This is a genomic window from Brachymonas denitrificans (assembly GCF_907163135.1).
Classification (GTDB): Bacteria; Pseudomonadota; Gammaproteobacteria; order Burkholderiales; family Burkholderiaceae_C; genus Brachymonas; species Brachymonas denitrificans_A.
In genome coordinates this window covers 1,354,714-1,381,567 of the sequence record NZ_CAJQUA010000001.1, presented here as the reverse complement: position 1 = coordinate 1,381,567, position 26,854 = coordinate 1,354,714, and the positions used below count along the sequence as shown (strand labels likewise).

Annotated in this window: 27 protein-coding genes; 17 read left to right on the top strand and 10 right to left on the bottom strand. The window is 64.8% G+C overall.

Features of this window, described 5'->3' with window-relative positions; translation table 11 throughout:
- Positions 1-44 precede the first annotated feature (44 nt).
- Positions 45-677 carry a hypothetical protein gene (locus KKQ75_RS06535; RefSeq protein WP_213361111.1) on the top strand — a complete coding sequence of 211 codons (633 nt, stop codon included), beginning with the start codon at positions 45-47 and terminating at the stop codon, positions 675-677.
- A 100-nt stretch (positions 678-777) separates the two neighbouring features.
- A complete protein-coding gene (locus KKQ75_RS06530; protein ID WP_213361110.1) occupies positions 778-1,308 on the top strand; it encodes a hypothetical protein in 531 nt (176 codons plus the stop codon).
- Here KKQ75_RS06530 and KKQ75_RS06525 read toward each other — a convergent pair.
- Positions 1,305-1,946, bottom strand: coding sequence for a histidine phosphatase family protein (locus KKQ75_RS06525; RefSeq protein WP_213361109.1), 642 nt, complete (start codon positions 1,944-1,946; stop codon positions 1,305-1,307). The genes KKQ75_RS06530 and KKQ75_RS06525 overlap by 4 nt on opposite strands.
- Positions 1,943-2,794 (bottom strand): adenosylcobinamide-GDP ribazoletransferase, encoded by an 852-nt coding sequence (locus tag KKQ75_RS06520; protein WP_213361108.1) that lies wholly within the window; start codon positions 2,792-2,794, stop codon positions 1,943-1,945. Before KKQ75_RS06520 ends, KKQ75_RS06525 begins: the two co-directional genes overlap by 4 nt.
- Before the next feature lie 190 nt (positions 2,795-2,984).
- On the opposite strand from KKQ75_RS06520, the gene KKQ75_RS06515 reads away from it, so the two are divergent.
- Together KKQ75_RS06515 and KKQ75_RS06510 are read left to right on the top strand one after the other, a co-directional pair.
- Complete coding sequence (locus tag KKQ75_RS06515; protein WP_091814081.1) at positions 2,985-3,239, top strand: hypothetical protein; 255 nt, start codon at positions 2,985-2,987, stop codon at positions 3,237-3,239.
- A gap of 41 nt (positions 3,240-3,280) precedes the next feature.
- Complete coding sequence (locus tag KKQ75_RS06510) at positions 3,281-3,598, top strand: NGK_0946 family protein (RefSeq protein WP_091814084.1); 318 nt, start codon at positions 3,281-3,283, stop codon at positions 3,596-3,598.
- Positions 3,599-3,721: 123 nt separating this feature from the next.
- Here the strand turns inward: KKQ75_RS06510 and ilvA are convergent, their stop codons facing one another.
- From ilvA to KKQ75_RS06485, 5 genes are all read right to left on the bottom strand, one after another.
- Entirely contained in the window at positions 3,722-5,299 is a 1,578-nt protein-coding gene (ilvA, locus tag KKQ75_RS06505) for a threonine ammonia-lyase, biosynthetic (RefSeq protein ID WP_213361106.1), read from the bottom strand.
- Positions 5,300-5,390: 91 nt separating this feature from the next.
- The gene (locus KKQ75_RS06500; protein ID WP_434087721.1) at positions 5,391-8,660 is read right to left on the bottom strand and encodes a valine--tRNA ligase; all 3,270 of its coding nucleotides are present in this window, start codon (positions 8,658-8,660) and stop codon (positions 5,391-5,393) included.
- Between the two features lie 269 nt (positions 8,661-8,929).
- Positions 8,930-9,814: an MBL fold metallo-hydrolase gene (locus KKQ75_RS06495; RefSeq protein ID WP_213361102.1), complete on the bottom strand. Its 885-nt coding sequence runs from the start codon at positions 9,812-9,814 to the stop codon at positions 8,930-8,932.
- A gap of 23 nt (positions 9,815-9,837) precedes the next feature.
- A complete protein-coding gene (locus KKQ75_RS06490) occupies positions 9,838-10,656 on the bottom strand; it encodes a sulfite exporter TauE/SafE family protein (protein ID WP_091814095.1) in 819 nt (272 codons plus the stop codon).
- Positions 10,657-10,825: 169 nt separating this feature from the next.
- Positions 10,826-11,056: a hypothetical protein gene (locus tag KKQ75_RS06485; RefSeq protein ID WP_159430707.1), complete on the bottom strand. Its 231-nt coding sequence runs from the start codon at positions 11,054-11,056 to the stop codon at positions 10,826-10,828.
- On the opposite strand from KKQ75_RS06485, the gene KKQ75_RS06480 reads away from it, so the two are divergent.
- From KKQ75_RS06480 to KKQ75_RS06455, 6 genes are all read left to right on the top strand, one after another.
- Positions 11,055-11,300 carry a hypothetical protein gene (locus tag KKQ75_RS06480; protein ID WP_091814098.1) on the top strand — a complete coding sequence of 82 codons (246 nt, stop codon included), beginning with the start codon at positions 11,055-11,057 and terminating at the stop codon, positions 11,298-11,300. The two genes, KKQ75_RS06485 and KKQ75_RS06480, sit on opposite strands and share 2 nt — an antisense overlap.
- A gap of 58 nt (positions 11,301-11,358) precedes the next feature.
- Positions 11,359-12,138: a peroxide stress protein YaaA gene (gene yaaA / locus KKQ75_RS06475; RefSeq protein ID WP_213361100.1), complete on the top strand. Its 780-nt coding sequence runs from the start codon at positions 11,359-11,361 to the stop codon at positions 12,136-12,138.
- 124 nt (positions 12,139-12,262) lie between these two features.
- Positions 12,263-13,111, top strand: a complete 849-nt coding sequence (queF, locus tag KKQ75_RS06470; RefSeq protein ID WP_213361098.1) for an NADPH-dependent 7-cyano-7-deazaguanine reductase QueF — start codon at positions 12,263-12,265, stop codon at positions 13,109-13,111.
- 200 nt (positions 13,112-13,311) lie between these two features.
- Complete coding sequence (locus KKQ75_RS06465; protein ID WP_213361097.1) at positions 13,312-14,442, top strand: Re/Si-specific NAD(P)(+) transhydrogenase subunit alpha; 1,131 nt, start codon at positions 13,312-13,314, stop codon at positions 14,440-14,442.
- 2 nt (positions 14,443-14,444) lie between these two features.
- On the top strand, positions 14,445-14,768 hold the full coding sequence (locus KKQ75_RS06460) for an NAD(P) transhydrogenase subunit alpha (RefSeq protein ID WP_091814108.1): 324 nt from the start codon (positions 14,445-14,447) through the stop codon (positions 14,766-14,768).
- Positions 14,765-16,186, top strand: a complete 1,422-nt coding sequence (locus KKQ75_RS06455) for an NAD(P)(+) transhydrogenase (Re/Si-specific) subunit beta (protein ID WP_213361096.1) — start codon at positions 14,765-14,767, stop codon at positions 16,184-16,186. Before KKQ75_RS06460 ends, KKQ75_RS06455 begins: the two co-directional genes overlap by 4 nt.
- A 137-nt stretch (positions 16,187-16,323) precedes the next feature.
- Here the strand turns inward: KKQ75_RS06455 and KKQ75_RS06450 are convergent, their stop codons facing one another.
- A complete protein-coding gene (locus tag KKQ75_RS06450; RefSeq protein WP_213361095.1) occupies positions 16,324-17,343 on the bottom strand; it encodes an alpha/beta fold hydrolase in 1,020 nt (339 codons plus the stop codon).
- 356 nt (positions 17,344-17,699) lie between these two features.
- Here KKQ75_RS06450 and KKQ75_RS06445 point away from each other — a divergent pair, with 356 nt between their 5' ends.
- From KKQ75_RS06445 to KKQ75_RS06420, 6 genes are all read left to right on the top strand, one after another.
- On the top strand, positions 17,700-18,242 hold the full coding sequence (locus KKQ75_RS06445; RefSeq protein WP_213361094.1) for a carboxymuconolactone decarboxylase family protein: 543 nt from the start codon (positions 17,700-17,702) through the stop codon (positions 18,240-18,242).
- Positions 18,243-18,422: 180 nt separating this feature from the next.
- Positions 18,423-19,646, top strand: a complete 1,224-nt coding sequence (locus KKQ75_RS06440; protein ID WP_213361093.1) for an acyl-CoA dehydrogenase family protein — start codon at positions 18,423-18,425, stop codon at positions 19,644-19,646.
- Between the two features lie 11 nt (positions 19,647-19,657).
- A complete protein-coding gene (locus KKQ75_RS06435; RefSeq protein WP_213361091.1) occupies positions 19,658-19,837 on the top strand; it encodes a rubredoxin in 180 nt (59 codons plus the stop codon).
- A gap of 3 nt (positions 19,838-19,840) precedes the next feature.
- A complete protein-coding gene (locus tag KKQ75_RS06430) occupies positions 19,841-20,656 on the top strand; it encodes an ABC transporter ATP-binding protein (protein ID WP_213361089.1) in 816 nt (271 codons plus the stop codon).
- A gap of 28 nt (positions 20,657-20,684) precedes the next feature.
- On the top strand, positions 20,685-21,836 hold the full coding sequence (locus tag KKQ75_RS06425; protein ID WP_213362701.1) for an ABC transporter substrate-binding protein: 1,152 nt from the start codon (positions 20,685-20,687) through the stop codon (positions 21,834-21,836).
- A gap of 17 nt (positions 21,837-21,853) precedes the next feature.
- On the top strand, positions 21,854-22,756 hold the full coding sequence (locus KKQ75_RS06420) for an ABC transporter permease (RefSeq protein WP_213361088.1): 903 nt from the start codon (positions 21,854-21,856) through the stop codon (positions 22,754-22,756).
- A gap of 75 nt (positions 22,757-22,831) precedes the next feature.
- On the opposite strand, the gene KKQ75_RS06415 is transcribed toward KKQ75_RS06420, so the two are convergent.
- Entirely contained in the window at positions 22,832-23,884 is a 1,053-nt protein-coding gene (locus KKQ75_RS06415) for an ABC transporter ATP-binding protein (RefSeq protein WP_213361086.1), read from the bottom strand.
- 95 nt (positions 23,885-23,979) lie between these two features.
- Here KKQ75_RS06415 and KKQ75_RS06410 point away from each other — a divergent pair, with 95 nt between their 5' ends.
- Complete coding sequence (locus tag KKQ75_RS06410) at positions 23,980-25,680, top strand: ABC transporter permease (protein WP_213361084.1); 1,701 nt, start codon at positions 23,980-23,982, stop codon at positions 25,678-25,680.
- A gap of 124 nt (positions 25,681-25,804) precedes the next feature.
- On the opposite strand, the gene KKQ75_RS06405 is transcribed toward KKQ75_RS06410, so the two are convergent.
- Positions 25,805-26,845 carry an FAD:protein FMN transferase gene (locus tag KKQ75_RS06405; RefSeq protein WP_213361083.1) on the bottom strand — a complete coding sequence of 347 codons (1,041 nt, stop codon included), beginning with the start codon at positions 26,843-26,845 and terminating at the stop codon, positions 25,805-25,807.
- Between the last annotated feature and the right edge of the window lie 9 nt (positions 26,846-26,854).

Sequence of the window (26,854 nt, the reverse complement as noted above, 5' to 3'; positions counted from 1 at the left end):
GGTCATGGCCGGCCGGAAAGCGGGTTGGCGCGAGGAGATCCACCATGAACACACCATTACACTCTGCGTCGCAATGGCAGTCTTTGCCAGACACGGGGGCTGATGCACCAGACGAGGTGCAGGACAGCCGGGTGCGTTTCTGGCTATGGCTGGTTCTCGGGGCATGCGTTCTGGCTCTGGTTGCCATCATCGGGGGGTATGCATTCGGCAATGACATGCTGCGTGGCAGCCATTTGCGTGAACAGTTCTCGATGGGGCAGTCCGAAGATGCCTCTCAACCGATGCAGTTGGGCACGTACGAGCAGGGGAGCACCCTGCTGGGCCGGCAGCCGGGACAGGCGCGCTATTATTCCGGGCCGTCGGAACTGGCGATGGCGGCTGCCCGCGGCGAAGTGGTGATTGACGAGGATGGCGTGATCCATGAGGTGGAACTGGAGCGCCAGGCCGCGATGGATCTGGCCCTGGAGGATGCAGCGCTGGCTCTCGAAATGGTTCCCGACACCTTGCCGCCGATGGCATCTGCCCGGGAAGGCCTGCGCCCTTCCGACGTAACGGCTGTTCCTGCGGCGCTGCCAGGTGACGATGCGGTTGCCATGATCGCGCATCCGATCGACGACACTCCGAGGCGCCCGGTTCGCATCGAAGCTGCGGGCGAGGATATTTTCTTCGGCCAGTGAGCGCCAGGCGGCTTCATTGACATACGGCAACAAAGCTTGCCGACTGTCGATAGCCAGCCAGGCATATTCCTGTTACAAAGCAGGGTGTTCCGTTTTTGCCATGCGCGCCATGGGTGCGTATCGTGTTGCCATGCCTCGTCCGTCTTCTTCTCCTTCTTCGCGCCGCACCGCCACGACCACCATTGCCGGCGTAGAAGTGCCTGTCGACAAGCGCCTGCTACTGGCCATCGTGGCCGCACTGGTGCTGTTTGCCGTGGTGGGCGGGGTCTATCTGGGCCTTGGGGCGGGGCAGGGCAGCCCGGTCAAGCAGGATGCCGCATCTGACGCGGCCAGTGCCGGGGCGCTGGATTTGGGAGCATCCTCCCAGATGGAACTGATGACCGGCAAATCCGCACTGGGGGGCTCGTCTGCCGTGGCTCCGACCGAGCCGGGTGCCATCGTGGCGCCGGGTGGTGTTGAACTGCAGCGTCAGGATCCGGTCGAGACCGCCGCGCCTGTTGCCGACCCCATGGCCTCCGATGCGTCTGCCGCCGAGGGTGAAGCGCCAGTCGACGGTGGCGCTACCCCTGCCGATGAAAACCCTGCTTCTGCCCCGCTGGCGGAACCTGCCGCCGAGCCTGCTTCGCACTAGACGGATGCCGAGCCCAGCGAAAGCGGGGCGGCCAGCCACTGCCCGTGCGTGCAGGAGGCTTGTGGCCACTGGCGTGGCGAGGTGATATCGCTGGCGGACAGGCCCTGACCCAGCAGTTCAAGCGCCTTGATCACGCCCGCATGGGTTACCCAGACGATCCATTCCCCTGGTTCTGCGGGAGCCTGTTCCTGCCGGGCCTGCTGTACGCGGGCAATCATCTGCGCCAGCGATTCGCCGCGGCGGCCGACCTCGTAGCCGGCGAAGTCCGCCATCCAGTCGTCCCACTCCTTGCGCGAGACATTGTCCCAGGGCTGGCCTTCCCAATCGCCGAAGTCCATCTCCATCAGGCGCTCATCGGTCTGCAGCTGGCAGTGCAGGCCTTCCTGCAGCAGCTGGCGCTCTACCGTGCGTGCCAGTTGCAGGCAGCGCTGCAGGGGCGAGGCCAGCAACCGGATGCGGGTGCCGCCCTGGGCAGCGTGGCGCGACTGCACGAAGCGGCTGAAATTGAGCGCGGCGTGGTGCGTGCCCTCGATATCCGCGGAGACGTCGAGCTGCCCGTAGCAGACACCCTCCTGCACCAGCGGTGCGGCATGGCGCAGCAGCCACCAATGGGGCGTGATCGGCGTGTGCGGCATCATGGCTGCCCCATGGCGCTGAGAGTGGCGCTGAGTGCGGCGCCGTAGAACACCAGTTCGCACACCTGCTGGGTGGCACCCAGGCAATCCCCGGTCACGCCGCCCAGACGGCGCCGGAACCACCAGCCCATCAGCAGCATGGCCAAGGCTGCTGCAACCGTGGCCGTTGCGATGATGGCCAGCAGCCCTGGACCCTGGTCCAGCAGAGACAGGCCGGCCAGCGGGGTGCACCACAGCGCGGCAGTCCAGATCGGCAGCTGCTGCATGCCGCCGGTAGCCTGCAGGGTTTTGGACTGGCCCTCCAGCCCCACGTGCGGCAGCATCTTCACCAGCAGCAGCGGCAGAAAGCGCGACAGCACATGCGCGGCCACCAGCACCCACAGCACGACCGTGGTCTGGAGAATGCCCAGGGCGGCCAGCAGCAGCACCTTCAGCAGCAGGGCCACGATCAGTGTGACGACCGCATAGCTGCCCACCCGGGAGTCCTTCATGATCGCCAGCGCGCGTTCGGGGCTGGTATGGCCACCCAGGGCGTCAGCCACATCGCCCAGGCCATCCTCGTGAAAGGCACCGGTGACCCAGATAGTGGCGATGGTGCTGATGAGGGCTGCCAGTGCCAGCAGCAGGGTGGAAGAGGCCATCAGCATGACCGGAGTGCCCCACAGCCAGAGCGTGCCGGCGTAAGCCACCGCTGCCACACTGCCGACCAGCCAGCCCACCGCCGGCATGTGGCCCATGGCGTTGCGCATCAGCAAAGGGCTGAAACCCACCCATTGCATCACCGGACCGGGCAAGGGCAGGCGCGTGAAGAACTGGATGGCCAGCAGCAGGTGGCGGATGGAATTTTCCATGCCAGAACTGTAAACCATCTGCATGGCAGCTTTCGTGACGCCCGGCAGCAGGGGGGATCACGTCTTCATGACGGGGGTCAGAAAAAAATGGGGGCATGAATATTTGGGTCCTAAGTTTTCATGCTTCCACGTGTATATAATCCGCCGGTAATTTTCGTCAGCAAATGTGACTGAACCCTCAAGGATACCCATGCGCCATCTTGTTACACCCCTGATGCTGTCCGCTGCCGCCCTGGCGACCGCATGTTCCAGCCCCGTGGTTGGCTATCGCACGTTCGAGGCAGACCCGGCGGCCGCCCGGGCCGCAGCCCGTGAAACCGCTGCCTTCGAGCGTGCCGAACGCGCCGAACGCCGTCAGGAGCGCCGTGAGCGCCTGATGGACGAAGCCGATGCCGTGCGCCGTGCAACCGGTGGCTATGGTGCCGATGTGCTGATCGTCCGCTGATCCGTTTTACTGCCTGTTCAACCCCTTATCTCTTAACGACCATGAAAACCCGTTTTCCCCTGTTCCTGATTTCGACCGTATTCGTGCTCACCGGCTGCGCTGCTGGCGGTGGCGTGGGTGAGTACGGCATGGGCGATGAGTCCGCTGCCATCAAGTCGGCGCGCAATCGCGAATCTGCCCGTGTGAGCCGTGCCGAACTGGACCAGCATCGCCGCCAGCGTACCAACGCCTCGGAAGAAATCGACCTGGCCAACAAGCGTCGCCGCGCCAAGAGCGAGGAAATCAACGACACGCTGGGTACTGTCAACAACGCAACCAACGTGCTGCACAATCTGCGTTGGTTGGGCCGCAGCTGGTAAGCCCGGGATCCGGTCTGGCCATGCAAAAAGCGCACGTCCGTGAAGGAGGTGCGCTTTTTCTGTTTCGTGGGCAGTAGCGAAGCGGCTACAGTGCCGGGCTCAGGCCCGCACGCCCGGGGCGGCTTACAGGAACATCCGGTAGACCGGGTTGTCTGTTTCTTCCACGTAGGGATAGCCCAGCTGCTCCAGAAATTCGTGGAAGCGTGCATCGTCAGAGGCAGGGGCCTGGATGCCGACCAGCACCTCGCTGTAGTCGGCGCCCTGGTTACGGTAATGGAACAGCGAGATGTTCCAGGCCGGGTTGAGCATGCTCAGGAAACGCATCAGCGCACCCGGGCGCTCGGGAAATTCGAATCGCAGCAGGCGCTCGTCAGTGGCCACGCTGCTGCTGCCGCCTACCATGTAGCGCACGTGGGCCTTGGCCAGCTCGTTGTGGGTGAGGTCGATGGCGTCGAAGCCCTGTTCCACCAGTTTGGCGGCAATTTCCCTGCTCTCGCCCTTGCCGTGCATGCTGATGCCGACGAACACGTGGGCACGCTCGCTGCTGTTCATGCGGTAGTTGAATTCGGTCACGCTGCGCGGGCCGCCGCCCAGGTTGTCGATCAGCGCGCACAGACGACGGAAGCTGCCGCGCTCCTCGGGGATGGTGATGGCGAACAGGCCTTCGTGCTCCTCGCCCACCTCGGCGCGCTCGGCGACGAAGCGCAGGCGGTCGAAGTTCATGTTGGCGCCGCAGAGGATGGCGGCGAAGGTCTTGCCCTCGCACTGGTGCTTGGCCACATACTGCTTGATGGCGGCCACGCCCATGGCGCCGGCGGGTTCCACGATGCTGCGCGTGTCCACGAAAATATCCTTGATGGAGGCGCAGACGGCGTCGGTGTCGACCTCCACATAGTCGTCCACCAGCTTGCGGGTAATGCGGAAAGTCTCCTCGCCCACCAGCTTGACGGCGGTGCCGTCGGAGAACAGGCCCACGTCATTGAGCGTGACGCGCTCGCCCTTCTGCACCGACTGGATCATGGCATTGGAATCATCCATCTGCACGCCGATCACCTTGATGCCCGGGCGCACAGCCTTGATGTAGTTGGCCACGCCGGAGATCAACCCGCCGCCGCCGATGGCGACGAATACGGCATCCAGATGCTTGTGCGGCAGCGACTGCAGCTGCTGCAGGATTTCCATCGCAACCGTGCCCTGGCCGGCGATCACGTCCGGATCATCGAAGGGATGGATGAAGGTCAGGCCTTCCTCCTCCTGCAGCTTGACGGCGTGGTTGTAGGCATCGGTATAGCTCTCGCCGGCCAGCACCACTTCGCCGCCGAGGGCCTTGACGGCATCCACCTTGAGCTGCGGCGTGGTGATGGGCATCACGATCACGGTGCGTGTGTTCAGGGTGCGTCCACCCAGCGCCACGCCTTGCGCGTGGTTGCCAGCGGAGGCGCAGATCACGCCCTTGTGCAGTTGCCCGGGCGAGAGCTGCGCCATCTTGTTGTAGGCGCCGCGCAGCTTGAAGCTGAACACGGGCTGCTTGTCTTCGCGCTTGAGCAGCACGGTGTTGTTGAGGCGGCGGCTCAGGTTGCGCGCAAGATCGAGCGGGGTTTCCTTCGCCACGTCATAGACGCGGGCGTTGAGGATTTTCTTCAGATAGTCGTCCGGGGTGAGGGCGGCCGTGTTGTTCTTGCTTTCGGGCTGGGAGGACATGGTGGAATGCTTTGTCGTAACGGTTGCCGGTGACGAAGCCGGCAGGGGAAAAACGGCGCAGGCCGGGGAGCGCTGCGCCGTCGGGCAAGGATCAGCCCAGGCGGGCGAGTTGTTCCTTCACCTTGGCCAGCGTGGCACCGAACTCGGCCACGCGCTTCTGTTCCTGTTCGATCACCGCAGGCGGGGCCTTGGCGACGAAGTTCTGGTTGTTCAGCTTGCCGTTGGCCTTGGCGATCTCGCCTTCGAGGCGGGCGGCTTCCTTGGAGAGGCGGGCGCGTTCGGCGTCCTTGTCGATCTCCATGAACAGGGCCAGGCGGGCCTCGCCGACCACGGCCACCGGAGCGGCCTGGGCCGCGGCCTGCCAATCGGCTTCGTTGTCGAACACCTTCACTTCGCTCAGTTTGGCCAGCGCCTGCAGCGCGGGTGCCACTTCCTGCAGGAAGGCGGCATCGCCCAGCGCATACAGCGGCAGGCGTTGTGCCGGCGATACGCCCATTTCGCCGCGCAGGTTGCGGCAGGCATCGACCATCTGCTTGAGCTTGGCCACATGCGCCTCGGCCTGCTCGTCGAACTTCTCGGGGTTGCACACCGGATACTCGGCAATGCTGATCGAGTCGCCCGCGCGGCCGGCGATGGGGGCCACCTTCTGCCACAGTTCTTCGGTGATAAAGGGGATGATCGGGTGGGCAAGACGCAGGATCGTTTCCAGCACGCGGATCAGCGTGTAGCGCGTGCCGGTTTGGCGCGGCGCATCGCCGGTCTGGATCTGCACCTTGGCGATTTCCAGATACCAGTCGCAGAACTCGTTCCAGACGAAGTCGTAGAGCGTGTTGGCGACGTTGTCGAGGCGGTACTCGGCAAAGCCCTTGGCCACTTCCGCCTCCACACGCTGCAACTGGCTGACGATCCAGCGATCCGGCTGGGAGAAGGTCTTGTGGCTCTTGTCGCAGACCTTCGGCGCATTCGGATCCGCCACGATGCCGCAATCATGGCCTTCGCAGTTCATCAGCACGAAGCGGGTGGCGTTCCAGAGCTTGTTGCAGAAGTTGCGGTAGCCCTCGCAGCGCTTGCTGTCGAAGTTGATGCTGCGGCCCAGGCTGGCGAGCGCGGCGAAGGTGAAGCGCAGTGCGTCTGCGCCATAGGCGGGGATGCCGTTGGGGAATTCCTTCTCGGTGTCCTTGCGCACCTTGGGTGCGGTTTCGGGTTTGCGCAGGCCGGTGGTGCGCTTGTCCAGCAGCGGGGCGAGTTCGATGCCATCGATCAGGTCGACCGGATCCAGTACGTTGCCTTCGGACTTGCTCATCTTCTTGCCCTGGGCATCGCGCACCAGGCCGTGGATGTAGACGTGGCGGAAGGGGACTTTGCCGGTGAAATGGGTGGTCATCATGATCATCCGGGCGACCCAGAAGAAGATGATGTCGTAACCGGTGACCAGCACGGTGCTGGGCAAATACAGGTCGTAGTCGTTCGTTGTGGCTTCGGTGCCGCTTTGGCTGAGGCCGGAATCGGTCCGGCTCATGCTCGCTGCGCTCGCCAAATCGCCGGATCCGATTCCGGCCTCAGCCAAAGCTGCTGCGGTCGAAGCCACACTCTCTTCGTTATTCGGGGCGGGCGGCACATCGCCTCGGCTGCTACCGGCGCCGGGAGCGGCGATTTCGTGAGCGAAGCGAGCATGAGCCGTCCCGGCAGCGCCGAGAGCCGAAGCGCCCCCCGCAGCCGATTCAGGCCACCCCATGGTGCTGAATGGCACCAGAGCAGAGGAGTACCAGGTATCCAGCACATCCTCGTCGCGTGTCAGCTTGGGCCCTTGCGTCAGCTTGAGCTGCAGGCTGTCCGTAATCGAGGTGTGGCAACGCACACGCGCGTGGGCCATGCCCTCCTGGATGCGGGCTTTCCACTGGGCCTTGGCTTCGTCCTCGTTGCGGGCGACGTAGACGTTGCCTTCGTCGTCATACCAGGCCGGAATCTGGTGGCCCCACCAGAGCTGGCGGCTGATGCACCAGTCCTGGATGTTGTTCATCCACTGGTTGTAGGTGTTGACCCAGTTCTCGGGTACGAAGCGCACCTGGCCGCTTTCGACGGCGTCGATGGCCTTCTGGGCGATGCTCTTGCCGGTGGGGTCGCCTTCGCCCACCTTGTTCATGGCGACGAACCACTGGTCGGTCAGCATCGGCTCGACGATCTGGCCGGTGCGTGCGCAGCGCGGCACCATCAGCTTGTGTTTCTTGGTTTCGACCAGCGCGCCGAGAGCCTCCAGATCCTTGACGATGGCCTTGCGCGCGGCAAAGCGGTCCATGCCACGGAAGATTTCGGGGGCGTTGTCGTTGATCGTGGCGTCGAGGTTGAGCACGCAGATCATCGGCAGCTTGTGGCGCTGGCCGACCAGGTAGTCGTTGGGGTCGTGCGCGGGCGTGACCTTGACCACGCCGGTGCCGAATGCGCGGTCCACGTAGTCATCGGCAATCACCGGAATCTCGCGGCCGACCAGCGGCAGGATCACGGTCTTGCCGATCAGGGCCTGGTAGCGCTCGTCTTCGGGGTGCACCATGACGGCGACGTCGCCCAGCATGGTTTCGGGGCGGGTGGTGGCCACGGTCAGGTGGCTCGGCGCACCGGCGGCCTGCAGGCTGCCGTCTTCGTCTTTCAGCGGGTAGGCGATGTGCCAGAGGAAGCCGTCTTCCTCTTCGCTTTCCACTTCGAGATCACTCACGGCGCTCTTGAGCACCGGGTCCCAGTTGACCAGACGCTTGCCGCGGTAGATGAGGCCTTGCTCATACAGGCGAACGAAGGTTTCGGTGACGACCTTGCTCAGCTTGTCGTCCATGGTGAAATATTCGCGGCTCCAGTCCACGCTGTCGCCCATGCGGCGCATCTGCGTGGTGATGGTGTTGCCGCTCTGTTCCTTCCATTCCCAGACCTTGGCGACGAAGTTCTTGCGTGCCTCGGCCGGGGTGGGGCCCATGTCGTGGCGGCTGATGCCCTGGCCCTGCAACTGGCGCTCCACCACGATCTGGGTGGCGATGCCGGCGTGGTCGGTGCCGGGGATCCAGGCCGTGTTGTAGCCCATCATGCGGTGGTAGCGCGTCAGGCTGTCCATGATGGTCTGGTTGAAGGCGTGGCCCATGTGCAGCGTGCCGGTGACGTTGGGCGGCGGCAGCTGGATGGCGAAGTCATGGCCGGCGGCGTGTGCTGCCGCGCTGGGCGTGCCGGTGCCGCGGAAACCGGCCTGGCCGTAGCCGCGTTTTTCCCATTCCGGGCCCCACTGGGCCTCGAGTGCGGCGGGTTCAAACGATTTGGTCAGGCTGTTCAGGCCAGGTTGCTGCAGGGCGTCGGTCATGATGGTGTGGGGTCGAATGGGCATCCATGGCTGCACGGCAGGGGGCCGCGGCCGGAAGCAGTTTGTCATGCAGGGGCGCCACGCCGCGCTGGCGCGGGCCAAACTTTCATTTTACGGCCTGTGGCAGCCTCATGCACGCGGATGGTGCAGTGCAGCGAGCTGCCTGGTGGCAGGTGTCGGTCTCCGGGTACAACGGGGCGTGCTTGCAGGGAGGCGTCATGCCTGTTCGGGCAGGGCGTGACGGGACTTGGCTGGCACTGCAAGCCTGCGGCCTTGTCCGGAGGCGTTCAGCCTTACAGGACGTCCAGCGGAATTTTCAGATAGCGCGTGCCGTTGTGCTCGGGTTCCGGCAGGGCGCCGGCGCGAATATTGACCTGCACCGCCGGGAGGATGAGTTGCGGCATGTCCAGCGTGGCGTCGCGGGCCGTGCGCATGGTGACGAACTCCTGTTCGCTGATGCCGTCGCGCACATGCTTGTTGCTGCGTCGCTGTTCGGCCACGGTGTGCTCGCAATAGGCCGCCGGGTTGTCGGCCACGCCATCGGCATAGTTGTGGCAGAGGAACAGACGGGTGTCGTCCGGCAGGGCCAGCAGGCGGTGCACCGAGTGGTACAGCTGCGAGGCGGAACCGCCGGGAAAGTCGCAGCGCGCCGTGCCCCCATCGGGCGCGAACAGGGTGTCGCCCACGAAGACCAGATCGGCTTCTCCTGCCGGCGCATGCACATGCCAGGCCGTGTCGGCGGGCGTGTGGCCGGGGACATGCATGGCCTCGATGCGCACGCCGCCCAGCTCGATTTGTTCGCCTTCGCCCAGCAGCACGTCGAACTGGCTGCCATCCGTGGGCAGCCCGGGCAAATGGTAGATGCCGGCAAAGGTGCGCTGCACGGTGGTGATGTGCTTGCCGATGACGGTCTTGCCGCCCAGCTGCTGTTGGATGAAGGGCGCGGCGGAGAGGTGGTCGGCGTGGGCATGGGTCTCGATGATCCAATGCAGTTGCAGGCGGTGACGCTGCACATGCGAGATCAGCTTGCGCGCGCTGTCGGTGCTGGTGCGGCCGGCCTTGGGGTCGTAATCGAGCACCGGGTCGATGATGGCGCACGGGGCGCCGTCGCCCAGGTCGAGCACGTAGCTCAGGGTGCTCGAGAAGCTGTCGAAGAAGGGGGTGATGCGGAGCGTCATGGCAAATCCTCGCGTCGGATGGGTCAGGCCAGGGGCAGCCAGTGCGGGGCAAAGGTCTTGAGCAGCAGCAACAGCATGGCCAGCAGCACCAGCAGGGCGAAGCCCCGGTGCAGCCAGTGCTGCGGCACCTTGTGGGCAAACAGCCGGCTGGCGAACATGCCCAGCGCCGTGGCGCCGACAAACCACCAGCCCGAGGGCTCGATGCGGGTGCCGTGCAGCACCATCTGCAGCACGGTGGAGCCGGATACCAGCGCAATCACGGCCAGGGAAGTGAGCACGATGCTCTGGTAGCTGAGGTTGGTGAAGCGCTGCAGCATGGGCACGATGAAGAAGCCGCCGCCCACGCCCAGCATGCCGGTCATCAGGCCGGTGACGGCGCCGATGCCGCCCAGGGTGAGGAAGCAGCGGGGCGTCCAGCTGAACTTGCCGGTGGCGGGGTTGAGCATGCAGGGGGTGACGCGCTCGACCAGGATGGCGCTGCGGGAGCGCGTGCCCTGCCGCCAGCCGCGCACGGCCACGAACAGCAGGATGCCGCTGAACAGCACGGCCAGCAGTTCGGGCGACACCTGATGGGCCAGCCACTGGCCGATGGGAGAGGTGATGGCGCCCAGCAGCACCATGAACAGCGCCGCCTTGTAGCGCACCAGCCCGCGCCGCAGGCCGTCTGCCGCGCCCAGCATGGCACCGGCCGTGGCGGCCAGCAAGGCAACCGGCTTGGCGGCCACCATGCTCATGCCGATGCCCAGCACCAGCGCCGGGATGGCCAGGATGCCGCCGCCGGCACCGGTCAGGCCCATGACGGTGCCGATGGAAAGGCCGAGCAGCAGGCTGTTCCAGATCATGGCCGGGAGAGAGTGAAGGGCATGGACATGGCAGACATCATACAAACACGTGAAATGTCCCCGAGGCGGAAATGTAAACCACAGAATTACATTTTTGCCTATGGAAAGACTTGAGTCTGGTGTTGATTCTTGCTAATATTACATTTTGCATTCGCGTGCCCATTAGATTTCACGATAAAAAGCACGCATGCAAGGGCAGTGTCCGGCCTTTCCCGGATGCCGCCATCTTCGCTGCAGTTTCGCTCATGGGGCTGCGGGTTTCTCCCGGATCGGGAGCGCCCAATTGACATTTTCCCGTCACAGTTTTCGGCCACAGTTGCCACTTGAAGTGCCACGTTTTGCGTGCGCACGCCGGCTGGCGCATGCCGACCGCGACGTTATCAGAAAGATTTTGAGACATGAACCATTCCATTAACCAGGCTCGCGCGCCGATTGCGCTGGGCCGCTACCACATCCAGGCATGCCCGCTGCGCATGCCCAGCGGCGGTTATGCGCCGCGCGTGTCCATCGCCAGCGGCAGCGGCTGCTCGCGTACCGACCGCATCGTGACTTTTGCCGGCGAGTTTGCCTGCGCGCTGGAGGCGGCCAGCTACGCCGAGCAACAGGGCCGTGACTGGGTGCAAGGCAGCACGCGCCTGCAGTAAGCAGAACCCTTGGTGATAATGGCAGGCATTCACAACGCCTGCCATTTTTGTTTCTGCCATGCTGTTTGTTCTCTCTCCCGCCAAGTCCCTGGATTACTACACCCCGCCTGCAGTGGCCACGCACAGCGCGCCGCTGTTTCCGGAACAGTCCGCCGAGCTGATTGCCGTGTTGCGCGAGCAGTCGCCGCAGCAGATCGCCACCCTGATGGGCCTGAGCGACAAGCTCGCTGCCCTGAACGTGGGTCGTTACCAGGCCTGGAGCACCAAGGCCGATACGGACAATGCCAAGCAGGCGGTGCTGGCCTTCAATGGCGATGTGTACGATGGGCTGGATGCCAACTCGCTGGGCAAGGCGCAGCTGGACTGGCTGCAGCAGCACCTGTGCATCCTCAGTGGCCTGTATGGCGTGCTGCGCCCGCTGGACCTGATGCAGCCCTATCGCCTGGAAATGGGCACGAAGCTGGCCAATCCCGGTGGCAAGGATCTGTACCACTTCTGGGGCAGCCGCATTGCCGAGTACCTGAATGCGCGTTTCGAGGAAGAGGGCGCGGCCGAACCGGTGCTGGTGAACCTGGCCTCGCAGGAATACTTCAAGGCGGTGGACCGCAAGGCGCTGAAGGCCCGCGTGGTCGAGTGCGTGTTCGAGGATGACAAGAACGGCGTCTACAAGATCATCAGCTTCCATGCCAAGCGGGCGCGTGGCCTGATGATGCGCTATGCGGTCGAGCACAAGATCAAGTCGGTCAAGGGGCTGCAGGGTTTCGCCACGGATGGCTATGCATTTGCGGCCGAGGCTTCCGGTCCGGATCGTCTGGTGTTTCGCCGCCGGCAGGAGTGAGGCGGCATCGGCGCGCAAAGGTGTGACGTGGGCGCCACGGCCAGGCCGCAGCGGGGCTGTGCTGCGTCACAATGAAAAGATGCATGCCGCCGCGCCATGGCGGCTTTTTTCCGGTTGAAAATCCATGCCCACTCCTGAGCAATCTCCCCTCGGCAAGGCCGTCAGCTACGCCGACCAGTACGATCCCACGCTGCTGTTTCCCCTGCCGCGCCAGCCCAAGCGCGATGAAATCGGCATTACCGGCCGCCTGCCCTTCATGGGCGCCGACCTGTGGACCGGCTATGAACTCAGTTGGCTCAATCTGCGCGGCAAACCGCAGGTGGCGCTGCTGCAGGTGAACATTCCCTGCGAGACGCCCAACATCATCGAGAGCAAGTCCTTCAAGCTCTATCTGAACAGTTTCAACAACACGCGCATCGGCTCGATCGAGGAAGTGCGCGAGCGCATTTTTGCCGACCTGAACGAGGCGGCCTGGCGCGGGGCCGCTACCATGGATGCCAGCATCGGCGTGCGCCTGGTGCCGGCCGAACTGTTCGACCAGCAGCCGATCCACGAGCTGGACGGCCTCAGCCTGGATCGCCTGGACTGCGAGTGCACGCACTACCATCCCGCGCCCGAGCTGCTGACCACCATCCCTGAAGAGGGCATCGTGAGCGAGACGCTGACCAGCAACCTGCTCAAGAGCAACTGCCTGATTACCGGGCAGCCGGACTGGGGCAGTGTGCAAATCAGCTACAGCGGCCCGCAAATCAGCCACGAAGGGTTGCTGCGCTATCTGGTGAGTTTCCGCAACCACAACGAGTTTCACGAGCAGTGCGTGGAGCGCATCTTCACCGACATCTGGAGCCGCTGCGCGCCCGTCAAACTCTCGGTTTATGCGCGATACACCCGTCGCGGCGGGCTGGATATCAATCCCTTCCGCACCAGCCACCCGCAGGCGCTGCCACCGGCCGTGCGCAACGCGCGGCAGTAATTCGGGTGGTTGCTGCCGGCCGGTTATTGGTAATTACATCGAAAGGCGTGGCCTTTGACTGTTAATATCTGTTGCAATAGATTAGGCAGCATGGGATGCCTTCGTCCCGTGCCGTGAAACGGGGGGCGCGACGATCGTTTGCCGAATGGCCCGCAGAAGGCCAGATAGACACAGGTTCCGTTTGATATTGGAGGAGTATCGTGCAAATTGGAGTCCCACTGGAAACAGTGCCCGGCGAGGCCCGCGTGGCCGCAACGCCGGAAACTGTGAAAAAGCTGGTCGGACAGGGACATACCCTGAAAGTCCAGGCAGGCGCCGGCATTCGTGCCGGTATTACCGATGCGGCCTATGAAACGGCCGGTGCCAACATCGTCGATGCGGCCACTGCCCTGGGCAGCGAGCTGGTGCTGAAGGTGCGTGCGCCTTCCGAAGCCGAACTGGCCCAGATCAAGCCGTCTGCCACCCTGGTCGGCATGCTTGATCCGTTTGATCGCGCCAATCTGGAGCGCATGGCGGCTGCGGGTATCACCGCGTTTGCCCTCGAAGCCGCTCCGCGTACCACGCGTGCGCAGAGCATGGACGTGCTGTCCAGCCAGGCCAACATCGCCGGCTACAAGGCCGTGATGCTGGCGGCCGACAAGTACCCGCGCTTCTTTCCGATGCTGATGACCGCTGCCGGTACCGTCAAGGCCGCGCGCGTGGTGATCCTGGGCGTCGGCGTGGCCGGTTTGCAGGCGATTGCCACGGCCAAGCGCCTGGGTGCCGTGATCGAGGCCTCCGACGTGCGCCCGAGCGTGAAGGAGCAGGTCGAGTCGCTGGGCGCCAAGTTCATCGATGTGCCTTACGAGACTGACGAAGAGCGTGAAGCGGCCGAAGGCGTGGGGGGCTATGCCCGCCCCATGCCGCAGAGCTGGCTGGATCGCCAGAAGGCCGAAGTGGCCAAGCGCGTGGCCGCTGCCGACGTGGTGATCAGCACCGCGCTGATTCCGGGCCGCGCTGCGCCCACGCTGGTGACCGAGGATATGGTCAAGGCCATGAAGCCCGGTTCCGTGATCGTGGACATGGCCGCCGGCAAGGGCCCGAACGGCACGGATGGCAACTGCCCGCTGACGCAGGCCGGCCAGACCGTGCGCGTGCACGACGTGACCATCGTGGGCGAGACCAACATCGCCGGCCTGGTGCCGGCCGATGCCAGTTCGCTCTATGCGCGCAACGTGATCGACTTCCTCAAGCTGGTGCTGCCGGCAGAAGGGGGCCTGAAGGTCGACATGGAAGACGACATCGTGGCGGCCTGCCTGATGACGCAGAACGGCGAAGTGAAGAGGAAGTAATCATGGACATCGTCTCTCCCACCATCATCAACCTCATCATCTTCGTGCTGGCCATCTATGTGGGCTACCACGTGGTGTGGAACGTCACGCCCGCGCTGCATACGCCGCTGATGGCCGTGACCAACGCGGTGTCCGCGATCGTGATCGTCGGTGCCATGCTGGCCGCCGGCCTGACCGAGGGCGCCCTGGCCAAGACCATGGGTGTGGCTGCCGTGGCGTTGGCCGCGGTCAACGTGTTCGGCGGCTTCCTGGTGACGCGCCGCATGCTGGAAATGTTCAAGAAGAAGGAGCGCAAGACGCCCGCCGCGAAGGGAGCTGAAAAATGAGCATGAACGTAGTTACTCTGCTCTATCTGGTTGCAAGCATCTGCTTCATCCAGGCGCTCAAGGGCCTGTCGCATCCGACCACCTCCATCCGCGGCAATATGTTTGGCATGGTCGGCATGACCATCGCCGTGCTGACCACGGCGGCGCTGATCGTCAAGCTGGCGGGTTCGCCCATCGGCTTGACCTGGGTGCTGCTGGGCCTGCTGGTCGGCGGTTCCATCGGTGCCATCATGGCCAAGCGCGTCGAAATGACGAAGATGCCAGAGCTGGTGGCCTTCATGCACAGCATGATCGGTCTGGCTGCGGTGTTCATCGCCATTGCTGCCGTGGCCGAGCCGCATGCGCTGGGCATTGCCGCGCTGGGTGATCCGATTCCGGTCGGCAACCGCGTGGAACTGGCGCTGGGCTCCTTCATCGGTGCCATCACCTTCACTGGTTCCGTGATTGCCTTCGGCAAGCTGTCCGGCAAGTACAAGTTCCGCCTGTTCCAGGGCGCGCCGGTGACCTTCCCCGGCCAGCACTGGATCAACCTGGGCCTGGGCATTGCCGCGCTGTTCTTCATTGTGAGCTTTGCCATGACGCAGAGCTGGACCGCCTTCATCCTGGTGACGCTGATCGGCTTCCTGCTGGGCGTGCTGCTGATCATCCCGATCGGCGGTGCCGACATGCCGGTGGTGGTGTCCATGCTGAACAGCTACTCGGGCTGGGCGGCTGCAGGCATTGGTTTCAGCCTGAACAACAGCATGCTGATCATTGCCGGTTCGCTGGTGGGTTCGTCCGGTGCCATCCTGAGCTACATCATGTGCAAGGCGATGAACCGTTCGTTCTTCAACGTGATTCTGGGTGGCTTTGGCGGGGACGCCGGTGCGGCTGCCAGTGGCGACCAGCAGCAGCGTACCGTCAAGAGCGGCAGTGCGGACGATGCAGCCTACATGCTGAGCAACGCCGACAGCGTGATCATCGTGCCGGGTTACGGTCTGGCCGTGGCGCGTGCGCAGCACGCCGTGAACGAACTGGCGCAGAAGCTGACCGAGCATGGCGTGAGCGTGAAGTACGCGATCCACCCGGTGGCCGGCCGCATGCCTGGCCACATGAACGTGCTGCTGGCCGAGGCCGAAGTACCCTATGACCAGGTGTTCGAGATGGAGGACATCAACGGCGAGTTCGCACAAGCCGACGTGGCCATCATCCTGGGCGCCAACGACGTGGTGAACCCGGCTGCGCTGCAGAAGGGCAGCCCGATCTACGGCATGCCGATCCTGGAAGCCTACAAGGCCAAGACGGTGATCGTGAACAAGCGTTCCATGGCCGCCGGTTACGCCGGCCTGGACAACGAGCTGTTCTACATGGACAAGACCATGATGGTGTTTGGCGATGCCAAGAAAGTGGTCGAGGACATGGTGAAGGCGATCGAGTAACTGGCGATTGCCTGACGGGCCGGTCTTGTGCCGGCCTTCGCCATAAGCCCCCTGCGTGCTTGCACGAGGGGGCTTTTTGCTGGAAGGTGACAATTACGGAGTGGGGTCAGGAGCCCGCTCGATGGCTTCACAGGGTTTTACTTCCTGGCATCCTGTTCCAAGGGAAGCGCGGAGCATACGGTCTCGCGTTGCGCTGGCGGTTCGCCAAGGAGGTAGCGGGTGACCGTCAGATCCACGCAGTTCCTGTCGCGGTAGGGGAACAAGCCACGCTCGAGCTCTCCGGGCACGTAGACGCGGAAGGCGCGTGGCAACCGGGCAAAGAAGGCATTCGCTCCTTCCACCGGGGTGGCTACGTCGTATTGGGATTGCACCAGCATCAGATCCAGTGACTGCAGGGGAGTCGGGTCGGGTTGTTTCAGGTCTGGACGTACCCAGGTAGCGCAGGTGTTGTTGTACAGCCCGAAAAAGAAGTGCGGTGCGCGTTCGGCCGCATCCTGGAGCTGCTTCTCCCAGGCGGTCAAGTCGGTGGATGCCGGTGCATCATTGCAGCGAATCGCCGCGTAGGTGGAGGCGTTGAAGTCCATGTCGAGCCCTTCCCGTCTGGGGTGGGGCAATGTCTCGAAATAGCTTGCCAGAAGTCTTTGGGCGATGACTTGCCTGCCTGCCTTGCGTTCGGCGTCCCTGCGGATGAAGGGCAGGCGTTGCGCTGCCTTTTCTGCTGTAGCCCGGTCCAGCGGTTTCGGCATTGTCGTGAACAGTTGATCCAGTTCGCGTGCGATGGCGATGACCTCGAGAAACTGGTCGGCTCCGTCACGCTTGTAGGCTGTCAGCAACAGGGGGACGGCGATCGTATGCTGCATCCGCGGGCTCAGATTGGCCATGTGCGTGCGCACTGCAGCTTCGGAGGTTCCCAACTGGAAGTGCCGGGCGTGGCGCACTGCATAGGGAATGAGGATTTCGTCCAGCGCCCGTTGGCGTGCCGGAATCTGAGGGGCGATGATGTCAAGCGGTCTTGAAAAGTCGATGTAGCTATCAAGCACCATGCGGCCGACACGCTCGGGGAACAGGCTGGCATACCAGGCGCCCAGCCAGGTGCCGTAGGAATAGCCGAGATAGTTGAGTTTTTCCTCTCCCAGCAGATCGCGGATCAAATCCATGTCGCGTGCTGTCGCGTCGGTGTTGATGAAAGGAGTGACGGGGTTCTTGAGGTAGGCCTCTGCTTCCTTGCGGCTGTTGTAGCGCTCCTGGGCGGCGGAACAGTGGATTCAGGAATTGTGAACAATGTCACGAAAGTTGCAAGCAGATACGGGTGGACAGCCTTCATTTGCCGGGTTTAACCACTGACTGCAGGGAGTAGCTGCCCTGATCGTGATTGTCGAAGTGCGTTTTGCCAGGGGTGCTGTGACTTTCATATGTCATTTTTTGAATATGCAAACCAGGAAAAAGTATTTTTCAATTATTAGAAGCCTCCCTACCATGCGAAGCATTGCCAAATTCTTGAAGGACCCTTCGCATGAGCCGCCTGCCCATCCACACTGTTGATTCCGCCCATCCCGAAGCCCAGCCGCGCCTGCAGACGGCGCTGAAGAACAATGGCTTCCTGCCCAACCTGATCGGTGTGCTGGCCAATGCCCCCACCGCGCTGGAGATGTACCAGGAGGTCGGCGCCATCAACGGCCGCACCAGCCTGAGCGCCGGCGAGCGTGAAGTGGTGCAGATCACCGCGGCAGTGACGAATGGCTGCGGCTTCTGCGTGGCGGGCCATACCGCACTGACGCGCAAGAAGAAGCTGCTGCCCGACGAGGTGGTGGAGGCGCTGCGTGGCACCAATGCCATCAACGATCCCAAGCTGCAGCAGCTGGCGCAGTTCACGCTGGCCGTGATGGAGCACAAGGGCAATGTGCCGGACGAGGATCTGGCTGCCTTCCATGGCGCCGGCTACAGCGAGCAGCAGGCGCTGGAAGTGGTGCTGGGCGTGGCGCTGGCCACGCTGTGCAATTACTCGAACAATCTGGCGCGCACGCCGATCAACCCCGAGTTGCAGCCTTACGCCTGATGCTGCACCGGGTGCCTGGTGGCGGCACGCCCGAGGCGCGGCCGGCATACCGGTACCAGGCAGTTGCGACGCTATCGCGCCTGCCCGTTTCCCCCCGAATGATCTGATTGCAGGCACCCGCCGGTGTGGGTGCCGGGGTGGCCTTTGCCTTGTTGGCCGCCTGCTGATGAAGGAGACATCATGTCCGACGCCGCTCAACTCCTGCTGGGACAAGTCCGTTCGCATGTGCGGACCGGCCTGCGTCCGCTGGTGGAACAGATTGACCGCCAGGGCCTGTACCCCGAAGCCTGGCTGCGCGAGCTCGGTGCGCTGGGTGGTTTTGCCGCGCTGGCGCAGCCGGAGCAGGGGGGTTCCGGCCTGGGGCTGGCGACGCAGATCGAGCTGATGGCGGCCGTGGGTGCCGAATGTGGTGCGACTGCCTTTACGCTGTGGTGCCAGGGCACGTTTGCCTGGTATCTGCGCCAGAGCGGCAATCCGGTGGCGCGCGAGCGCTATCTGCCGCAGGTGCTGCGTGGCGAGCTGCTGGCGGGCACGGGCATGTCCAACACCGTGAAGCACCTGAGCGGCATCGAGAAGCATCTGCTGCAGGCGGAGCCGGAAGCGGGCGGCTATGTGGTGAGTGGTAGCCTGCCCTGGGTGTCCAACATCGGGGAAGAGCACATTTTTGCGGCCACGGCACAACTGGGTGAGGGCGGCTACGTGATGTTCGTGGTGCGTGGCAATGCGCCGGGCGTGACGCTCAAGCCCTGCCCCGAGTTCTGCGCGCTGGAAGGCACGCGCACGCTGAATGTGCGCTTCGACCAGGTGCACATTCCCTTTGCCGACGTGCTGGCACAACCGAACGAGTTCAACGCCTTTCTGGGGCGGGTGAAGCCGGGCTTCATCCTGCTGCAGATCGGCATGGCGCTGGGCGTGATCGAGGGCAGCCTGAAGCTGATCCGCGAGAGCAACCTGACGCAGTGCGTGACGAACGCCTGGCTGGATGACCAGCACGACGACCTGCAGGAAGAGCTGGATGCGCTGCGCGTGCAGACGCGGCAGCTGGCGCAGCAGGCGGAGGCGGGCACGGTGGAGATCCTGCCCGTGCTGCAGGCGCGCCTGCACGCGAGCGAGCTGTCGCTGCGTGCGGCCCAGTCGGCCGCGCTGCATGCCGGTGCGCGCGGTTACCTGATGCGCCATGCAGCGCAGCGCCGCAGCCGCGAGGCGCTGTTCGTGGCGATTGTGACGCCCGCGCTGAAGCAGCTGCGCCATGACATTGCGGTGCTGACGGCAGCCAATCCTGCGGCATTGGTTCCGCATGCAGCGGCGGCCGGAAACGGGGTTGCGGGCAGGCAGCGGGCGGACGCCGAGCAGGATCCGGCCAGGCAAGCTCCATGCGTCGCAACCGAAACCCCGGCCGTTTGAAGGAGTTTTTGATGAGCCAATGGATGTGCATTCCCTGCGGAATGATCTACGACGAAGCCGCAGGCATGCCCGAGCACGGCATCGCGCCGGGCACCCGTTTTGCGGATATTCCGCACGACTGGACCTGTCCGGATTGCGGCGTCGGCAAAGACGATTTCGTCGAGATTCCGGACGGAGACGGGGAGCGCTGACGCATGACGACACACGCTGCCACGGTGCTGGAAGCACGCGACATTGCCCTGGGCTATGCGCAGGGCGATGGTTCGCACAAATGGGTGCTGCAGGATTTTTCGCTGGCGCTGCAGCCGGGCGAGCTGGTGTCGCTGCTCGGGCCGAGCGGGGTGGGCAAGTCGTCGCTGCTGCGGGTGCTGGCGGGTTTGCAACTGGCACAGCGCGGGGAAGTGGCCTTGTTCGGCAAGCCACTGCAGCAACCGCATCCGCGGGCGGCCTTCGTGTTCCAGCAGGCCTCGCTGTTCCCGTGGCTGAACGTGCGCGAGAACGTGGCCTTCGGGCTCGATTTCAGGCACCAGCCGGAACTGGGCAAGGCGGAACTGCAGCGCCGAGTGGATGCTGCGCTCGATGAGGTGGGGCTGGGCCATGCGGCTGCAGCCTACCCGAGCGAATTGTCCGGCGGCATGTCGCAGCGCGTGGCCTTGGCCCGTGCGCTGGCGCGTCAGCCCAAGGTGCTGCTGCTGGACGAGCCTTTCAGTGCGCTGGACGAGGTGACGCGGGCCGAGATGCAGGAACTGCTGCGCACCATCGCCACGCAGCACCAGGCTGCGGCGGTGCTGGTGACGCACGATATCGACGAGGCGCTGACGGTGTCCGATCGCGTGCTGCTGATCGGCAACAGCCCGGGACGGCTGATTGGCCAGTGGCAGTTACAGGCACCGTTCCCGCGCCAGGATGTGGGCTTGCAGATGAATGCGTTGCGTGTGGAGATTCTGCAGTCGCTGCGTGATTCGCGTCTGCAACGCCAGCAGATCGAGACCGTCGAGTACGTGATCTGAGGAGCATGCCTTGAACCGCCGCGAATGGATGAAACTGGCTGCGCTGTTTACAAGTGCCGGCAGCCTGCCACTGCTGCAGGCCTGTGGCCAACGCCATGCGATGCAGCCGGACGCTCCGCTGCGCATCGGCTATCTGCCGATTACCGATGCCACGCCCCTGCTGGTGGCGCACAGTCGCAAGCTGTTCGAGGCCGAAGGCGTGGTGGTGGACCAGCCGGTGCTGTTCCGCAGCTGGGCGCAGCTGGTGGAGGCCTTCATCAGCGGGCAGGTGAATCTGGTGCACGTGCTGTCGCCGATGACGGTGTGGGCGCGCTATGGCAGCCAGTCACCGCTGAAGGTGCTGATGTGGAACCATATGGCCGGCTCGGCGCTGACGGTGCAGCCGGGCATCGGCAGCGTGGCAGACCTGGGTGGCAAGACCGTGGCGATTCCGTTCTGGTATTCGGTGCACAACGTGGTGCTGCAGTATCTGCTGCGCAGCAACGGGCTGGAGGTGACCGAGAACGATACGCCGGGGCCGCGCCAGGTGCGCCTGATCGTGATGGCGCCGTCCGACATGGTGGCGGCGCTGGCGGCGAAGAATATTGCCGGCTTTATCGTGGCCGAGCCTTTCAATGCGGTGGCCGAGAACAAGGGGGTGGGCAAGGTGCTGCGCTTTACCGGCGATGTATGGCGCGACCATGCATGCTGCGTGACGGTGGCCCATGCGCATGATGTGGAGCGCCGTCCGGACTGGGTGCAGAAGGTGACGCAGGCGCTGGTGAAGGCGCAGCTGTGGACGCTGGACCATCGCGCGGAGGCGGCTACGCTGCTGTCGAATGCGGGGGCGGGCAAGTACACGCCGCACCAGCCGGCGGTGCTGGGCAAGGTGCTGGCGCCGCCGCAGGCGGACTGGCAGCGTTATGTGGAGACAGGCGCGATCCGCCATCCCGAGTGGAAACAGTCGCGTATCGATTTTCAGCCTTACCCCTTTGCCAGCTATACCGAAAAACTGGTGGAACTGCTCAAGCAGACCCATATTGCGGGTGAAAACCTGTTCCTGCGCGACCTTGACCCTGCACGGGTGGCCGGCGAGCTGGTCGACGAGCGCTTTGTGCGCAGTGCCATCGAGGCAACCGGCAGTCAGGCCCGCTTTGCGCTGCCAGCCAGCTTTGCACGGCAGGAAACCCTGCTGGCGTGACAACGGAAGTTCAGTTCATGACAAGTACGACCCTGCCTCTTTCCACACCGGCCGTTGTGGCTGCTTCTGCAGACGCACAGACTCCCGCAGCTGGCGCCATTGCCGGAGATGCCGGCGGCCCCAGGGCTTCGGGCTTCCCCGGTGGCGCTGCAGCCCGTCATTCCGGAGGTTTCTCTTCTGCCTTGCGCGCCGCGCTGGGCCTGTTGGTGCTGTTGCTGCTGTGGCAGCTCGGTGCCTGGCTGCTCCAGCAGACCATGCCGATCGCCAGCCTGCTGGCCCCTTGGCCGACTTTCAAGAGCCTGGGCTGGCTGCTGGGCAGCGGGCAGCTGTGGGCGCATGTGTTTGCCAGCCTGCAGCGCGTCCTGGTGGGGCTGGTGCTGGCGCTGATGATCGGCGTGCCGCTGGGCCTGCTGATCGGGCGTTCCCGGGCGGTGGAACAGGCCACTGGCGGCGCCTTCCAGCTGCTGCGCATGATTTCGCCGCTGTCGTGGATGCCGATCGTGGTGATGCTGTTCGGCGTGGGCGATGCGCCTATCTATTTTTTGCTGACTTTTGCGGCAGTCTGGCCGATCCTGCTCAATACCAGCGCAGGGGTGCGCGCCATCGATCCGAACTGGTTGCAGCTGGGGGCTTCGCTCAGCGCGACGCGAGGCGAGATGCTGGCGCGCGTGATTGTTCCCGCCGTGCTGGGCCATGTGCTGACGGGCTTGCGTCTGGCCATCGGCATCGTCTGGATCGTGCTGGTGCCGTGCGAGATGCTGGGGGTGAGCAAGGGGCTGGGCTATTTCATCCTGGATACGCGGGATCGGCTGGCGTATTCGGAGCTGATGGCGGTGGTGCTGTTCATCGGGCTGCTGGGCTGGCTGCTCGACAGTCTGGCGCGCCGTCTGCACAAGCGCTGGGCACACGGCAAAGCGTAAGGTCGCAGTAGCGCTCGGCAGCGGAATGCTTCGCCGGATGTGTCTGCGTGAACGGCACCAGGCCGCGCATGGAGATCAGGCTGCCTTCTGTACCGGTTCGCTGAACGTGACCAGCTGCCCCGGCTGCGCCCGCAGCGCGACACGATCGCCCACCGCATGGCTCATGTCGGTGGGCATTTCGGCCAGCACGGTTTCGCCGGTGGGCAGGCGCAGGGTGTAGAGCCAGTGGCTGCCGCGGAAGGCCTTGTGCAGCAGCTCGGCCTGCAGCGGCGATGCGGCGTCGTGCACGATCTCGTGGGCGCGCAGCAGCAGGCAGGAGTCGCCGGCGGCCAGCGGGCCGCTGATGGCGCCGAGCGGGGTCTGCATCCAGCCGGAACGTGCGGGATCCTGCAGGGCGGGCACCAGCATGCCCTGGCCGATGAACTGGGCGACAAAGGCCGTGGCTGGCTCGCGGTAGAGCGTGGCCGCATCGGCCCATTGTTGCAGGCGGCCCTGGTAGAGCACGCCGATGCGGTCGCCCATGGCAAAGGCCTCGTGCTGGTCGTGCGTGACCAGCAGGGCGGTGGTGCCGTGGCAGCGCAGGATGTCGCGCAGCTCCTGCGCGAGGCGGTCGCGCAGGCCGGCGTCGAGGTTGGAGAAGGGTTCGTCCAGCAGCAGCAGTTGCGGACGCGGGGCCAGCGCGCGGGCCAGGGCTACGCGCTGCTGCTGGCCGCCAGACAGTTCGTGAGGGTAGCGCAGTTCCAGCCCGCCCAGTCCGACCAGTTCCAGCACTTCAGTCACGCGGCGCTGGCGTTCTGTCCTGGGCAGGGCCTGCAGCCCGAATGCCACGTTGCGGCCGACATCCAGATGCGGGAACAGGGCGTAATCCTGGAATACCATACCCATGCGGCGCTGTTCCGGGGCGACGGCGTAGCCCGGCTTGCTGATGACTTCGCCCGCCAGCGTGATGCTGCCGGCAGACACCGCTTCCAGCCCGGCCACGGCGCGCAGCAGCGTGGTCTTGCCGCAGCCCGAAGGGCCGAGCAGCACGCCGATCTGACCGGCCGGCAGCGACAGGCTGACGTCCTGCACCGCAGGGGCAGGCTGGCCGGGGTAGTGCACGCTGAGGGAGTCTATAGTCAGTTGCATGGGCGATGGCGAAATCTGGAAAGCGGATCGCAGAATTATAGATTAAATGAATATAATTCTCATTAATTATCATGCGTGATCCATCAGCTTTTTCCATGCCGGCCTCTGCCGGGGGTGATCCACCCGCGCAGCAGGGCGCTTCGTTTGCAGCGCCGGGGCGCTGGCGTGCTTTGTCGGGAGCCTGGCTGGCGCGCGTCTGGCTGCTGCCGGTGGGTGTGCTGCTGGTGCTGCCGGTGCTGGCTGTAGTGGCGGCGGCATTGCAGTGGAATGCCGAAAGCGCCGATATCGTGCGCGAGATGGCGCTGACGGTGCTGCCGGATTACGCCTGGACTTCGCTGTTGCTGTGCGTGCTGGTGGCCATCGGCACATTGCTGTTGGGGCTGGGCAGTGCCAGCCTGGTGACCCTGTTCGATTTCCGTGGACGGCGGCAGTGGGAGTGGCTGCTGCTGCTGCCGCTGGCCATGCCGGCCTATGTGAGCGCCTACGCCTATACCGATTTCCTGCAGTTCAGCGGGCCGGCGCAAACCTGGCTGCGCACGCTGCTGGATGCCGAAGGGCGCATGCTGCCCGAGGTGCGCACGGTGTGGGGGGCGGCCTTCCTGTTCATCGTCACGCTCTATCCCTACGTCTATCTGCTGGCGCGCACGGCGCTGCTGGAGCGGGCTACGCATCTGATGGAGGCGGCGGCGATGCTGGGTACGGGCTTGCGCACGCGCATTCTGCGCGTGGCGCTGCCGCTGGTGCGGCCTTCGGTGGCAGCGGGAGTGGCGCTGGCGCTGATGGAGGTGCTGGCGGACTTTGGCGTGTCCAGCTATTTCGGCATCCAGACCTTTACCGCGGGCATTATCAAGGCCTGGGTTGTGATGGACGACCATGTGGCGGCGACGCAGCTGGCGCTGGTGCTGCTGGCGACGGTGGCCTTGCTGCTGTGGCTGGAGCGGCGCGCGCGCCGGCGCATGCGCTTTGCCAGCAGCCGTGGCCAGCGCCAGGGCGGCACGCAGGGCAGGGTGCCGGTGCTCAAGGGCATGCAGGAAGCGCTGGCACACGCGCTGTGCGCGCTGCCGGTGCTGCTGGGCTTTGTGCTGCCGGTGCTGATGATGCTGCGGCCCCTGCTGCAGGGACTGGAGCTGGATCAGGAGGTGATGTGGGCGCAATTCCTGCCCTGGGCCTGGAACAGTATCCGGCTGGGTCTGTCTGCGGCCGTGCTGGCAACGCTGCTGGCACTGGCGCTGGCGGGCAGCGCGCGGCTGTTTCCCGGCCGCATGACGGGCGGCTTGCTGCAGCTGGCCTCACTGGGCTATGCGGTGCCGGGAGCGGTGATTGTGGTGGGCCTGCTGCTGCCGGTGGCGGCCTTGCAGGCCTGGCAGCCCGAATGGACGATCGGCGGGCTGGTGACGACGACGGTGCTGGGGGTGCTGTGGGCCTATCTGGTGCGCTTTACTGCCGTGGCGCTGCAGAGCGTGCAGGGCGGCTATGCCCGCATTCCGTCCAGCCAGGACGAGTCGGCGCGCCTGCTGGGCGTGGGCGGCTGGCGTCTGCTGGGACAAGTGCATTTGCCCTTGCTGCGCGGGCCGGTGCTGGCGGGTCTGCTGCTGGTCTTCGTGGATGTGATGAAGGAGCTGCCGGCCACCATGGTGCTGCGCCCCTTCAACATGGATACGCTGGCGGTGTCGGCTTTCCAGCTGGCGCGTGATGAGCGGCTCACCGAAGCGGCCCTGCCCAGCCTGGCGCTGGTGCTGGCCGGGCTGGTGCCGGTGATTCTGCTTAGCCGCTCGCTGCGACGCAGCAATGGGTAAGGCTGGCTGAGTCCGCCCCCTTGGCAGTCGGGCAGGGGAATTTTCCGGACACCTTGGCGCAAGCGGATGAAAACGAGCGTGCAGCTTTCGCTTCAAGCCCGCCAGTGTGATTTGTGTCTCCGAATCAGGCGCGGCGGATCGCCTGTTGTCCCGGTGGCGGCTGCAGCTTGCCTGTGAGTGCATCGCCGATTTCCACCGTGCGGTCGGCATGCATCACGATGAACTCCGGTACTCCCCAGCCTTGCAGGCTGCGCGAAGCCCTTGCCGGGCCGGCCACCATGGCGGCTGTGCCCAGACCGTTGACCTGATCCACGGTTTCGGCCACCAGCGTCACGCCGTGGATGCCGGCCGTCGGACGGCCCGTTTTCGGATCGATGATGTGGTGGTAGCGGGTGCCACCGATTGTGACGTAGCGTTCATAGTCTCCCGACGAGGCCACGATGCCTTCGCGCAGCGGCACGACTGCCAGCAGGCGATCCGGCTGCAGGCCGTCACGCACGCCGATGCGCCAGGGCTGGCCATCGGCACGGCGCGAGGCGAGCACGTCGCCGCCGCCATTGACCATGCAGCCGCGCAGGCCGGATTGTGTGAGGGCATCCAGCCCGGCCTGCAGAATGGGCAGCTTGGCCACGCCGCCCAGGTCGATACGGGCCAGCGGATCGCTCAGGCGGGCACGGGAGGCGCGTTTGTCGAGGTGCAGGGCGCTGCTGCGCGCGTGAGGCAGCAGGCGCCGGATCTGCGCATTGTCCAGCGGGCCGGCGTCGCGATCGGCCTGGGCGGTGAGTTGGCCGAGCAGGGGCTCGAAGGCGCCACCGGTCTTGCGCGACAGCGCCTGGCCCTGCTGCAGCACCTCCAGCATCTCGCGCGGAATGGCGATGCCCGGGCCACCAGCGGACTGGTTCAGCCGGCTCAGGGCGCTGGAGCCGTCGAAGCGGCTCATCAGGCCTTCCAGACGCTGCATGGCCTCGAAGGCTGCATCCACCTTCTGCGCGACACCGGCTTGCGATTCATCGGCCACGGTGATGTCGACTGCCGTGCCCATCAGTGTGCGGCGTGCGCGGTAGGGGGCGGTGACGCCGGCCGAAACCGGCAGCACCACCAGCGGCGCGACGGCGCCCAGCGCAGCCAGTGCGGCGCGCCGGGAGAAGACTGGACTACCCATCATGCTTGCTCT